The organism is Paraburkholderia sp. SG-MS1, assembly GCF_012275575.1.
Lineage (GTDB): Bacteria > Pseudomonadota > Gammaproteobacteria > Burkholderiales > Burkholderiaceae > Paraburkholderia.
Genome location: NZ_NPIH01000003.1, coordinates 1 through 12593, shown reverse-complemented (window position 1 = coordinate 12593; position 12593 = coordinate 1). Strand labels below are relative to the sequence as shown.

Sequence of the window (12593 nt, the reverse complement as noted above, 5' to 3'; positions counted from 1 at the left end):
CGCCGCCGAAGCCGCCGTTGCGGCGATGCGGCGCTTGCCGAACGTGATCATGCCGTTTCCCGGCGGCATCGTGCGCTCGGGCTCGAAGGTCGGTTCGCGCTACCAAGGCGCGAGCGCCTCGACCAACGATGCGTTCTGTCCGAGCCTGACCGGTTTGTCAGCGCACAGCGAACTCAGCGCGGAGGTGGGCTGTGTGCTGGAGATCGTGATCGACGGCCTCACCGATGCCGACGTCGGCGCGGCGATGACGGCCGGCATCGCCGCGGCCTCGGCGTTGGGTCGGGCGCGCGGCGTGCTGCGCATTTCGGCGGGCAACTATGGCGGCAAGCTCGGGCCCTACCACTTCCATCTGCATGAGTTGGCGGCGGGTCTCGACGGAGGCCGCGCATGAGCACGACGACTTTACGCGTGATGTCCGCACCCGGTTTTCGCGTCGACGCCGCCGCTTTGCGGCCCACGGCGCTGGCGGCACTGAGCGTGGCCGACATCGAGCGCATCGTGCTGCCCGCCGGCAACGAGTGCTGCGCGGTCGGCGACGTGTTCCAGGTGTCGCGCGATGAGACGGCCGAGGACACTGCCGCGTTGATCATCGAAGACGCCGGCCCGTGGCTCGACCGGCTCGGCGCGCAGATGGACGGCGGACGCCTCGCCGTGCACGGAGCGGCAGGCGACTACAGCGGTTTTCAAATGTCAGGCGGCGTGCTGGCGATCGACGGCGACGCCGGGCATTTCACCGGCTGCGAGATGCGCGGCGGCCGGCTGACGGTCAACGGCGACGCCGGCGACTTCATCGCCGGCGCGCTGCCGGGCGACATGGAAGGCATGAGCGGCGGCACGCTGACGATTCGCGGCAACGCGGGCGCGCGCCTCGCCGACCGGATGCGCCGCGGCCTCGTACTGGTCGGCGGCGACGCGGGCGAATTCGCAGTCTCGCGGCTGGTCGCAGGGACGGTGGGCGTGGCGGGCCGTCTGGGCCCGCATTATGCCTATGGGATGAGGCGCGGCACGCTGCTGCTTGCGCAGCGCCCCGCGCTTTTGCCGGTGACATTCACCGGCGGCGGCCACGGTTTCGACGTATTCTGGTCATTGCTCGTGCGCAGTCTCGCCAACGAAATGGCGCCGTTTTCGCAGTGGCGCGCCGAGCGCCTGCCAGCTCGCTATACCGGTGACCTGGCGGTCGACGGCAGAGGGGAAATACTGATCGCCGGCTGACTGGCGAGGCCGCGCGAGCGTTGGTCGGACTGAAACGGTGTTGGCAAGAAACAGCCAGACAAAGAAGGAGACAGGCATGAGGACAGCGCATTCGCCCGATGCGAAGCCGGCTCCCGGCATCGAGGCCGGCGCTCGCGGGCCGCGCTATGCGGGCGTACTGATCGCGCTGCACTGGCTGATCGCGCTCGGCATCCTCGGCCTGCTGGCAGTTGGCTTTTATATGGTCGGATTGCCGAAGGGTTTGCCGGTCAAAGCGACATTGATCAACCTGCACAAGTCGCTCGGACTGACTGTTTTCCTGCTGGTGCTTCTGCGCATCGTGGCGCTGGCGGCCTTCAACCGGCCGCCTCTGCCGCCGATGCGAGCGTGGCAACGCGCCGCCGCGCGCATTACGCAGGGTCTTTTATACGTCGGCATGATCGTGATGCCGCTGGCCGGCTATCTCGGCTCGTCGTTCAACCGTTTCGGGACGCGATTCTGGGGCCTCCTGCTGCCGAAGTGGGGCTGGGAGGATCCGCATCTGCGCGAGCTTTTCTTCGGCATTCATGAAGTCATGGCCTATGTGCTGATCGCTTTGATCGTGCTGCACGTGGCGGGCGCGCTCAAGCATCAATGGATCGACCGCGACAACCTGCTCGCGAGGATGCTGCCATGACGATACGCCGCAGGGAGCCCGCCGCGCGGCAAGCGTTGCCGCCGCTCGAAGCCGGTGCGCTGCGCACGCGCGACGGTCATCGCGTGTGGTTCGCGGTGGCCGGCGCGGCCGACGGCGTGCCGGTCGCGGTACTGCATGGCGGCCCCGGCAGCGGCAGTCAGCCGGGCTCGCTGCGGCTCTTCGATCTGAACCATTTTCGCGTCGTGCTGATCGATCAGCGCGGCACCGGCGCATCGACGCCGCATGGCAGCATCCGCCACAACCGCACCGATTATCTGATCGACGATCTCGAAGCGATCCGCGAGCGGCTCGGCTTCGCACGCTGGGGCGTGCTCGGTGGATCGTGGGGCGCGGCACTCGCGCTTGCGTATGCCGGGCAGCGTCCGCAGTCGGTCACGGGCGTTGTGCTGCGCGGCCTCTTCCTCACCTCCGCACGGGAAGTTCGTGGTCTGTTCGTCACGTCCCGTCGACGCGCTCCGCTCACGTGGTCGCGGTTGCAGGCGGCGGCCGGATGCGAGCGGCCCGTGGATCTGGCGGCCCGTTGCGCGGCCGCACTGCAATACGGTGCGAACGGAACGCGGCAACGCGCGCTCGCGCTCGCGTGGCGCGGCTATGAAAACGAGGTGCTGGCGAGCGCTGCCACACGCCGCGCAATGCAGCCTCGCACGCGGCACTCGCCACGGCTCGCCCGCAAGCTGGTCGGCAAATACCGGATTCAGAGCCACTATCTCGCGCATCACTGCTGGCTCGGCGAAACGCGGCTGCTGTCGCTCGCGCGTCGTGCGGCGTCGGCCGGTGTGCCGCTCGCCGCAGTGCACGGCTCGCGCGATCCGGTCTGTCCGGCGACCAACCTTCGGCGCCTCGCGCGCGCGGTTCCCGCCGCGCAGGTCGAGTGCGTCAACGCGGGTCATCTGGCGAGCGATCCCGCGCTTCACGAACGCGTCGCGCAGACGCTCGCCGCGATGTTCATTCCAACTGTTCAGGAGGGGCGCAGCCTGCGCCACGCTGCATGAAAATCAAGGTGCTCGGCTCATCGGCGGGGGGCGGTTTTCCGCAGTGGAACTGCAATTGCCGCAATTGCGACGGCGTGCGCCGCGGCACGCTGAAGGCTACGCGCCGCACGCAGTCGTCGATTGCGGTGAGCGCGAACGGCGAGGACTGGCTGCTCATCAATGCGTCACCCGATCTGCTCGCGCAAATCGCCGCGCATCCCGAGCTTCAGCCCGCTCGCCGCGCGCGCGACAGCGGCATTGCCGCCGTGCTCGTGATCGACGCGCAGATCGATCACGTCACCGGCCTGCTGATGCTGCGCGAGCGCGATACGCCGCTGCCGCTCTACGCGACCGACGCCGTCTGGCAAGACCTGCGTTCCGGCTTTCCGATCGCGCCGATCCTCTCGCACTATTGCGGCGTCGAGCATCGCCGCATTGCGCTCGACGGCGCGCCGCTCGCCGTCGACGCGTTGAAGGGCGTGCGCATCGACGCGCTGCCGCTGTCGAGCAAGGCGCCGCCCTACTCGCCGCATCGCGACGCGCCCGAGCGGGGCGACAACATCGGGCTCATGCTGACCCATCTGGAATCGGGCAAGCGCGTGTTCTACGCACCCGGACTCGGCGCGATCGAAGACCACGTGCTCGCCGCGATGCGCGAGGCGGACCTGCTGCTGGTGGACGGCACGCTATGGACAGGCGACGAAATGATCCGCCTCGGACTGTCGAAGAAGACGGCCGCCGACATGGGGCATCTGCCGCAGACCGGCGCGGGCGGCATGATCGACACGCTGGATTCGCTCGACGCGGACCCCAGGGGCAATGCGCGCAAGGTCCGCAAGGTGCTCATCCATATCAACAACACCAACCCGATTCTGGTCGAAGACGGCCCCGAGCGGCGCGTGCTCGCCGAGCACGGCATCGAGGTCGCTTACGACGGCATGACGTTCGAACTTTGAAGCGTGAATGAAGGAGCAGTGACGAGGCGCGGCTGTAATCGATAAAAACACGGAGACGGTATGAACGCGAAAGATACTCATGAGACGCCGCCGCTGCGCGACGCGAGTGCAGGTACGGGTGCGCAGCGGACCGCGGGCGCCGACGCGCCCGCGTGGAGCCGCGAGGAATTCGAGGCGCAATTGCGCGCGAAAGGCACGGCCTATCACATTCACCACCCGTTCAACGTGAAAATGAATAGCGGCGGCTGCTCGCGCGAGCAGATTCGCGGCTGGGTCGCGAACCGCTTCTACTATCAGATCAACATTCCGCTGAAGGATGCAGCCGTGCTGTCGAACTGTCCGGATCGCGAGACGCGCCGCCGCTGGGTGTTGCGCATTCTCGATCACGACGGCTATGACGGTGCGCAAGGCGGCATCGAAACCTGGGCGCGTCTCGCGGATGCAGTGGGCCTGTCGCGTGACGAACTCTGGTCGCTCGAACATGTGACGCCCGGTGTGCGCTTCGCCGTCGACGCCTACGTGAATTTCGCGCGCCGCGCGCCGTGGCAGGAATCGGTCTGCTCGTCGCTCACGGAGATGTTCGCGCCGCAGGTTCATCGCGACCGGCTCGCGAGCTGGCCGGAATGCTATCCCTGGATCGAACCCGAGGGCCTCGCGTATTTCCGCTCACGCATTTCGCTCGCGCAGCGCGACGTCGAACACGGGCTCGAAGTCACGCTCACGCATTTCACGCGGCGCGATCAGCAGGAACGGGCGCTCGAGATCCTGCAGTTCAAGCTCGACATTCTGTGGACCATGCTCGACTCGATCGAAAAGGCCTTCCCGCAATGAACGCCATGAACGATCCCGCACGCGCCGGCGGCGCCACCGAAGCCGCCCTTCCGCTGACGATCGCGAGGCCCTTCCGCCTGCAGTGGGAACCCGCGCAGAACGCGCACGTGCTGCTCTATCCCGAGGGCATGGTGAAGCTCAATCAAAGCGCCGGGGAAATCCTCAAGCGCTGCGACGGCACCCGCGACATGGACGCACTGATCGCCGAACTGGAGCAGGCGTTCAACACCACCGGGCTCGGCGCCGAGGTGCGGGCCTTCATTGCCGACGCGCATACGCGCGGCTGGCTGGAGTAGCGCGATGACCGATCTATCGCATCCGGTTGCTCAACCCGTCGTCGGCCGACAGCCCGACAACCCCGACGCGGTTCCGCCGCCGCTCTGGCTGCTCGCGGAGCTGACCTATCGCTGTCCGCTGCACTGCGCGTTCTGCTACAACCCGCTCGACTATACGGACCACAGCCGCGAACTCAGCACGGCGCAATGGATCGACGTGCTGCGCGAGGCGCGCGCGCTCGGCGCGGTGCAGCTCGGCTTTTCCGGCGGCGAGCCGCTGGTGCGCGATGACGTCGAAGTGCTGGTGGAGGAAGCGCACAGACTCGGTTTCTACACGAATCTGATCACCTCGGGTGTCGGCCTCACCGACAAACGGCTCGACGATCTGAAGGCGGCCGGGCTCGACCACATCCAGTTGTCGTTTCAGGATTCGACGCAACAGTTGAACGACTTCCTGAGCAGCACACGCACTTTCGATCTGAAGCAGCGCGTCGCCACGTCGATCAAACAGCATGGCTTTCCGATGGTGCTCAACTGCGTGCTGCATCGCTATAACCTGCCGCACGTCGACAAGATCATCGAGATGGCGCTGGCGATGGGCGCCGAATACCTGGAGCTTGCGAACACGCAGTACTACGGTTGGGCACACGCGAACGAGGCGCAGTTGATGCCGACGCGCGAGCAGCTCGAAGAGGCCGAGGCGGTGGTCGCGCGCTATCGCCGCACGCATGGCGAGCGCTGCAAGATTTTCTTCGTCGTGCCCGACTATTTCGAGAACCGCCCCAAACGCTGCATGAACGGCTGGGGCGCGGTCTTTCTCGGCGTCGCGCCGGACGGCGCAGCACTCCCCTGTCACGCGGCGCGCGGGCTGCCCGGCCTCGTGCTGCCGAACGTGAAAGAGACATCGTTGCGCGAGATCTGGTACGAGAGCGATGCGTTCAACCGGTTCCGTGGCTTGAAGTGGCTCAAGGAGCCGTGCCGCAGTTGCGAAGAAAAGGAACGCGACCTCGGTGGCTGCCGCTGCCAGGCCTATATGCTCACCGGCGACGCGGCCAACGCCGATCCCGTGTGCGACAAGTCGCCGTTTCACGAGACCGTGGTGAAAGTCGTGCAACGCGCGGCGTCGGCTTCCGCTTCTGCAGGAACGGCCGCGCCGCGCGAGCAACCGATCCTCTTCCGTAACGATGCCAATTCGCGCAAGCTCGCGAGCGCCGCCCGCGAGCCCGACGTCACCGGCGGCAGCGGAGCAAAACCATGACTGCGGGAACCATCTCCGTCCTGCTCGTCGACGACCATGCGGTCGTGCGCGAAGGCTACCGGCGTCTGCTCGAACTGAACTCCGACGTGCACGTGTGCGGCGAGGCCGCCGACGCCGCGCAGGCTTATCAGCGCTTTTGCGCATTGCAGCCCGACGTGGTCGTGATGGACGTATCGCTGCCCGGCGCGAGCGGCGTCGAGGCGATGCGGCGCATGCTCGCGCGCGAGCCGGATGCGCGCGTGTTGATCTTCAGCGTGCATGAAGAGTCGATCTTCGTGCGCCGCGCGCTCGATGCCGGCGCGCTCGGCTATGTGACGAAAGCCAGCGCGCCCGACGTGCTGGTGGAAGCGGTGCGCTCCGTCGCGCGGCGCACGGGCTATCTGAGCCCGGACATCTCGCAGGCGCTCGCGATGCGCACGGCCTTCAGCGAAGGGCCGCCCGGGCGTCAGTTGTCGGCGCGCGAGTTCGAGGTGCTGCGTCTGCTCGTGCAGGGCTATACGCTGCCGAGCATCGCCGAGAAGCTGGGGTTGAGCCAGAAGACGGTGGCCAATCATCAATCCGTGATCCGGCAGAAGTTCGGCGCCGACAATGGCGTGCAGCTTGCGCAGATGGCGAGCCGGCTCGGACTTCAGTTCACGGGTTCGGCCAGCCCGGCATGAGCGGGTATGCGCGCGCAGAACAGAAAGCCGCCTTGCGGCTCGCTCGCCACGTGAAATTCGCCGCCGAGCGCTTCGACGCGCTCGCGCATGCCGATCAGCCCGAGGCCGGCGCGCGGCTTCGTGAGGTCCGTGCCGGGGCCGTCGTCGGCCATGGTCACGACGATCTCGTCAGTCAGCGGGTCGCTCCCGTCCGTGCTGTGCGACGCTCGCGGCGCGCGCACCATGAACACCTCCACGCGTGAACTGCGGGCGAACTTCGACACGTTCGTCAGCCCCTCCTGCACGAGGCGGTAGAGCGTGATGGTCAACGCGTCGCTCAGGCCGCTGTAATCCCCTTCGACCGTCAGGGAAAACGAGGCATCGGGCAGCCGCTCGCGCCAGCCGTCGATGCAATGTTCGAGCGCGCTCGGCAAGCCGAACTCGTCCAGACCGATGGGCCGCAGGCGGCGGATCATGTCGCCGATCTGCCGGTATACGTGGCTCGCACTCTGGATCAGACCGAGCGCGACGCGATGGATCTCCGGGTCGTGGGCGCGGGGGAATGCAGGGGTTTGCGCGCGGGTTTGCCTGTTGTCCTGGCCGCTGGACAGATCGCGGATACGTGCGGCGTCGAGTGCGATCGCGTTCAGGTACTGGCCCAGTTCATCGTGCAGTTCGCGCGCCAGATGACGGCGCTCGAGCTCCTGTGCCTGCAGCGCCTGACTGGCGAGCCGCCGGTTGTCGGCGAGCAGTCGTTCGGCCTGTTCCTCCAGCGCGCGGCGGCGGCACAGTTCGCGGCGCGCATCGCGGTAGCGGCGCCACGCGAACCATGCAAGGCCGATGCTGAGGACGCACAACGTGGTTGGCAATTCGTCGAGCTGGAAGCGCTCCATGCCACGGGTGAAGCGGTAGGCCCGTTCGCTGAGATCGAACGCGGCGGCCAGGATCCCGGCGAGCGCGGTCACGGCGAGCACCCAGGCGAGATCGCGCCAGATTGTCGAGACTGGCGACGGGCTGCCGGCGGAGGATGAGTGGACCGATTCGCTTGACATGACGTCTGCATTCTACCCAGCGCGATCGTGCGCAGCGCACTTTTGCGGGCCTTTTGGGCGCGTTTGCCTGACAGATCGGGAAAAGCTCCCGCGCCGTTTGAAGCCCTCGCATGCGCGGCTTTCAATGCACACCGACAGCACGCACGGGCAGCGCGACGGGCGCGCCAGCACCCGGTCGAGGAGCAATTCGCAGGGGCGGGTGCGCCGCGAGGTTTCCGGGTGGGTCTGCGCTATGCGTGCAAAGGAGCGCGCAAATGACACCGCGCGACACCGCGCGCGAGCGGATCGCTCAGCGCGACTCGATCGAGCCGTCGCTGTGCGGATACGTGACGATGCCCCAGGCGAGCGGCAACTCGCCGATCTGCTTGATTGGCTGATAGCTCTTCGCATCGAGCACATAGACCGCATCGGAGCGTCCGCACGCGACCATCAGTTTCGAGCCGTCGGGCGTAAAGCTGAAGTGCCAGCAGCGCTGTCCGACCGGCACGTCGGCGACGTGTTCGTAAGTGTGGCCGTCGAAAACCTGCACCGTCTTGTCGCGCGAGGCCGCCACGAAAAGCCGCTGGCCGTCAGGGCCGAACGCCACGCCGTACGGTCCCAGTTTGGTGTCGACGGTCTTGAGCACTTCGAGACTGTGCGCGTCGATCACGACGAACTTGCTGAGCGACTCCAGCGTGACCACATAGTGCTTGCCGTCGGGCGACAGACGGATGCCGCGCGGGCGGCCGCCCGCCGCCAGCTTCACGGTCTTCAGCGGCGCGCCCGTGCGCACGTGATAGACCGATACGGTGTCGTCGCCTTCATTGGTGACGAGCATCGTCTGGCCGTCGCGCGAGAATTCGATGCCTTCGGTTTCATGACCGCTCGTCACCGAGCGGATCACGCGCCACGTTTTCATATCGACGATCGCGATTTCGGCGGGAATTTTGTCGTCATCGTCGTCTGCGCCGGGCTTGGCGGGCTTGCCCGGCGGCGGGCCATCATGTCTGGCCGCGGCTTGCGCCGGCGGCGGCCCGCCCGACTCGCCGGGCTCGTACGTCACATAGACATAGCCGTTGTGGACCCGCACATACTCCGGATTCTTGCCGATCTTCACGCGCCTGAGGACCTTGCCCGACGCCGTGTCGATCACCGACAGATCGCCGGTGTTCTTGTTGGCGACCATCAGACGCGAGCCGTCCGCGTTCAGGCCCAGGCCACGCGGGCCGTCCGCGCCCACCGGAAACGTTTTGGCCAGCGTCATCTGATCGAGATCGATCACGCCGACGCCGGCCTTCTCGCTCGTCACGTAGGCAAGCGGCGCGGCTGCATGCGCGGCGCTCACGGCCAGCATGCACACGACGGCCAGCGCGATGGAACGGCGAGGTGCCCGGTTGGGAATCCGTGTCTCCAGCATTGTTGTACTCCGTGGTGAGATCGCTGCGCCGCGAAAGCTCGCGTCATCCATTCAAAGTATCCCACCGCGCGATTGTTTGACAACGCGCATCGGACGGGAGAATTTCCCGAATTGACGCGCGGCGGCGGGCGCCGGTTCTAAAACCCCGGGTGCGGGAGGACAATGAACGTGGAGGTGGCCTGGGGTTCGAGCCGTGCCGAAACGCACGGATGCTGCGATTTGCGCGAACGAAGAAACCCTTGTCTGGCCGCGAGCGATGCTGCAAGTTGTCATGGCGAACCCTGCAAAACCCACGATCCCGCCGATGCGATCTCGTCGCGGGGTGATCGTGCTGGGTGCGGTGATCGGCGCGCATGTGCTGTTGCTGTATCTGGCGGCGTCGACGCGCGACAGAATGGTCGAGCGGCCGATCGAACCGGTAACGATCACCGCCATGCTGTTGAGTCCACCGGCTGAGCCTGCGAAGCCTGCCGCACCGGTTGCTGTACCGCCGGCAGCGCCGTCTGCGGCGCGCCCTGCCGTTCGAGCGAAACCGTTGCCGCAGGTGCCGCTGCAGCCGCAAGCGCGATCGCGCGCCTCACGCAGCGCAGCGGCAACGCCCGCACCTGTCGCACCTGTCGCACCTCGTGCGCCGCTCGCGCCAACCGACGACGCCGCGCCGTCCGCCACCGCCCAGCCGGCCCCCGCCGTGCCGACACCCTCACCCGCGACAGCGCCCGCAAACGGGAGCGCGCCCGCCACCGACCCTACACTCGCCGAGTCGGCCACGCCCAAAAACGTCGCGCATATCGATTGCGCGATCCCGAAGCCCGACTATCCTGACATTTCAATGCGGCGCGGCGAGAACGGCACCGCGATAGTGCGATTCGTCGTGGGGCTCACCGGCCGTATCGAGACGACGCAACTGCAAAGGAGCAGCGGCTATCCGCGGCTCGACGAGGCCGCACTCGCCGCCGTCCATGCGAGCGCCTGCCAGCCGTACAGAGAAAACGGCGCCGCGGTTCGCGCGGCGTATTCGCAATCGTTCGTCTTCGGACTGACCGAATGACCGGCTCGCTGATTGACTGCGTCGCCCGCTTACAGGCCAAAGGAAAATAGCCATGCAACATTACGGACTCGCGAATGTCTGGCAAAGCGGCGATGTCGTCACACGCTGCATTCTGAGCGTGCTGGTGATCATGTCGGTGCTGTCGTGGACGGTGATCATCGTCAAGCTGTGGCAGGTGCTGCGGCTCAGGCGCGTGACCCGGCAGAACGACGCGCGGTTCTGGAACGCGGACCGCTTCGAGGACGGCTTGAGCAGTCTCGGCTACCCCGACCTGGCGTCGTCCGGCAATCCGTTGCTCGCGCTCGCGCTCTCGGGCCACGAAGCGGCGACGCACCATCGCCAGACGCAACAGCATCTGCAGGACCGTATCGACGTCTCCGACTGGATCACGCGGCGTCTGCAAGACACGATGGACGAGACGGTCGCGCGCTTGCAGAGCGGGCTCGCGGTCCTCGCATCGATCGGCAGCACGGCGCCCTTCGTCGGGCTTTTCGGCACCGTGTGGGGCATCTATCACGCACTGATCGTGATCGGCGAAACCGGCCAGACCTCGATCGAACACGTGGCGGGCCCGGTCGGCGAATCGCTGATCATGACGGCGTTCGGGCTCTTCGTGGCGATTCCCGCCGTGCTCGGCTACAACGGCCTGAATCGCGCCAACCGCACCATCGTGGCGCGCCTGAAACGTTTCGCGCACGGCCTGCACGCGTACTTCGTAACCGGCTCGCAATTGCGCTCGAGCGTCGGCACGCAGATGCAGGTGGTGCCGCGCGACAATAACCCGCCCCGTGACGGAGACTTCAGATGGCAATGAGCCCCTTCTCCGACGATGACGAGCAAGGCCTCATGAACGAGATCAACATGACGCCGCTGGTGGACGTCATGCTGGTTCTGCTGATCATTTTTCTCGTCACCATTCCGGCGATGCAGCATGCGGTGAGGATCGATCTGCCTCACGCAAGCAGCCAGCCCGACGTGGTCAAAGCCACGCACATAGAGGTCGCGGTGGATGCGCACGGCGCGATCCTGTGGGACGGCCAGGCCGTCACCGAAGACGGCTTGCGCGCGCGGATCGCCGAGGCCGCTCACGCGACGCCGCAGCCGGAACTGCATTTGCGCGCCGACCGCAAGGTGCCCTATGAACGGGTCGCCGATGTGATGTCGGCTGTTCAGGCTGGCGGTTTGACGAAGATGGGCTTCGTCACCACGCCCAAACCCACGCCGTAGTGCGGCGCCCCAGGTACGCGTCGGCGCGTCGACAGTCAAAGCGCCGCTTATCTGACGCGAAAGAATCTCTGAGTTTGAATCGGCCCGTGGCTCCGCTATCGTGGTGCGTGTCTGAACGGCAACCACCATCACGAGGACCGGACGATGCAAGCCCTTATCTTCGACGTCGACGGCACGCTCGCCGACACCGAGACCGCTCATCTGCAGGCCTTCAATGCGGCTTTTGCGGAGGCCGGGCTCGACTGGTTCTGGGATGAGCCGCTCTACATGCGCCTTCTCAAGGTGGCGGGCGGCAAGGAGCGGCTGCTGCATTACTGGCGCACGCTCGAACGCGAGGAAGCGGATGGCGCGAAAGCGTGGGAGACCGTCGAGGCGCTCCACGCGCTCAAGACGCGCCGTTACACCGGGCACGTACGCGGCGGGCTGCCGCTGCGCCCCGGCATTGCGCGTCTGATGGACGAGGCGCAGGCGCACGGCATCCGGCTCGCCATCGCGACGACCACCACGCCCGCCAACCTCGACGCCCTGTTGCAAATCCACTTTGGCGTGGGCTGGCGCACGCGCTTCGCGGCGATCGGCGACGCCGCCACCACGCACGCGAAGAAGCCCGCGCCCGACGTCTATCATCACGTGCTCGAACAGCTCGATCTGCCCGCGACAGCGTGTCTCGCCTTCGAAGACTCCGGCAACGGCCTGCTCGCGGCCCGCGCGGCAGGTATCCCAACCATCGTCACACCGACGGGCTACACGGCACAGGACAACTTCGACGGTGCGTTGGCCGTTCTGCCGCACCTCGGTGATCCGCAGATGCCGCTCGTTCAGTCCATGCCCGGCGAACCGCATCGCTGGGTTGACCTGGCGACGCTACGGCGCTGGCATCGGAGTACGCTGCCGCACGCCGGGCCGGCTTCGTTCGCGGCGCCGGGCGCGCCGGCATTTGCGGCGGGTTCGCCATGATAGACGCCTCGCGCCCGGCCGTGCTGATCGATCTGGACGGCACGATGGTCGACACCGCGCCGGACATTGGCGCCGCCGTTGGCCGCATGCTGAAGG

14 protein-coding genes and 1 pseudogene are annotated in these 12593 nt (G+C 66.8%); 13 read left to right on the top strand and 2 right to left on the bottom strand.

Annotated elements, in window-relative coordinates:
* The 9 genes and pseudogenes from CIC12_RS00225 to CIC12_RS00185 all read left to right on the top strand — a co-directional run.
* Positions 1–391 (top strand): annotated as a pseudogene (locus CIC12_RS00225) (formylmethanofuran--tetrahydromethanopterin N-formyltransferase); the annotation flags it as partial.
* Positions 388–1212: a formylmethanofuran dehydrogenase subunit C gene (locus CIC12_RS00220; protein ID WP_168661063.1), complete on the top strand. Its 825-nt coding sequence runs from the start codon at positions 388–390 to the stop codon at positions 1210–1212. The pseudogene CIC12_RS00225 and the gene CIC12_RS00220, both read left to right, overlap by 4 nt.
* Before the next feature lie 76 nt (positions 1213–1288).
* Positions 1289–1867: a cytochrome b gene (locus tag CIC12_RS00215; protein ID WP_168661061.1), complete on the top strand. Its 579-nt coding sequence runs from the start codon at positions 1289–1291 to the stop codon at positions 1865–1867.
* The gene (locus CIC12_RS00210) at positions 1864–2880 is read left to right on the top strand and encodes an alpha/beta fold hydrolase (protein ID WP_168661059.1); all 1017 of its coding nucleotides are present in this window, start codon (positions 1864–1866) and stop codon (positions 2878–2880) included. Before CIC12_RS00215 ends, CIC12_RS00210 begins: the two co-directional genes overlap by 4 nt.
* Positions 2877–3815 carry a pyrroloquinoline quinone biosynthesis protein PqqB gene (pqqB, locus tag CIC12_RS00205; RefSeq protein WP_168661057.1) on the top strand — a complete coding sequence of 313 codons (939 nt, stop codon included), beginning with the start codon at positions 2877–2879 and terminating at the stop codon, positions 3813–3815. The genes CIC12_RS00210 and pqqB overlap by 4 nt, the downstream gene beginning before the upstream one ends.
* 60 nt (positions 3816–3875) lie before the next feature.
* Positions 3876–4646, top strand: coding sequence for a pyrroloquinoline-quinone synthase PqqC (gene pqqC, locus CIC12_RS00200; protein ID WP_168661055.1), 771 nt, complete (start codon positions 3876–3878; stop codon positions 4644–4646).
* 5 nt (positions 4647–4651) lie between these two features.
* Positions 4652–4942: a pyrroloquinoline quinone biosynthesis peptide chaperone PqqD gene (gene pqqD / locus CIC12_RS00195; protein WP_168661065.1), complete on the top strand. Its 291-nt coding sequence runs from the start codon at positions 4652–4654 to the stop codon at positions 4940–4942.
* 4 nt (positions 4943–4946) lie between these two features.
* Positions 4947–6179: a pyrroloquinoline quinone biosynthesis protein PqqE gene (pqqE, locus tag CIC12_RS00190; RefSeq protein WP_168661053.1), complete on the top strand. Its 1233-nt coding sequence runs from the start codon at positions 4947–4949 to the stop codon at positions 6177–6179.
* Positions 6176–6838: a response regulator gene (locus tag CIC12_RS00185; protein WP_168661051.1), complete on the top strand. Its 663-nt coding sequence runs from the start codon at positions 6176–6178 to the stop codon at positions 6836–6838. Before pqqE ends, CIC12_RS00185 begins: the two co-directional genes overlap by 4 nt.
* Here CIC12_RS00185 and CIC12_RS00180 read toward each other — a convergent pair.
* Positions 6808–7869, bottom strand: a complete 1062-nt coding sequence (locus tag CIC12_RS00180; protein WP_168661049.1) for an ATP-binding protein — start codon at positions 7867–7869, stop codon at positions 6808–6810. The two genes, CIC12_RS00185 and CIC12_RS00180, sit on opposite strands and share 31 nt — an antisense overlap.
* Before the next feature lie 289 nt (positions 7870–8158).
* Positions 8159–9265 (bottom strand): YVTN family beta-propeller repeat protein, encoded by a 1107-nt coding sequence (locus CIC12_RS00175; protein ID WP_168661047.1) that lies wholly within the window; start codon positions 9263–9265, stop codon positions 8159–8161.
* A 304-nt stretch (positions 9266–9569) separates the two neighbouring features.
* On the opposite strand from CIC12_RS00175, the gene CIC12_RS33555 reads away from it, so the two are divergent.
* The 4 genes from CIC12_RS33555 to CIC12_RS00155 all read left to right on the top strand — a co-directional run bounded on the left by CIC12_RS33555 (position 9570) and on the right by CIC12_RS00155 (position 12497).
* A complete protein-coding gene (locus CIC12_RS33555) occupies positions 9570–10313 on the top strand; it encodes an energy transducer TonB (RefSeq protein ID WP_274597533.1) in 744 nt (247 codons plus the stop codon).
* A gap of 52 nt (positions 10314–10365) precedes the next feature.
* Positions 10366–11127, top strand: a complete 762-nt coding sequence (locus tag CIC12_RS00165; RefSeq protein ID WP_168661043.1) for a MotA/TolQ/ExbB proton channel family protein — start codon at positions 10366–10368, stop codon at positions 11125–11127.
* Positions 11118–11540, top strand: a complete 423-nt coding sequence (locus tag CIC12_RS00160; RefSeq protein WP_168661041.1) for an ExbD/TolR family protein — start codon at positions 11118–11120, stop codon at positions 11538–11540. Before CIC12_RS00165 ends, CIC12_RS00160 begins: the two co-directional genes overlap by 10 nt.
* Positions 11541–11684: 144 nt before the next feature.
* Complete coding sequence (locus CIC12_RS00155) at positions 11685–12497, top strand: HAD family hydrolase (RefSeq protein ID WP_168661039.1); 813 nt, start codon at positions 11685–11687, stop codon at positions 12495–12497.
* Positions 12498–12593 lie beyond the last annotated feature (96 nt).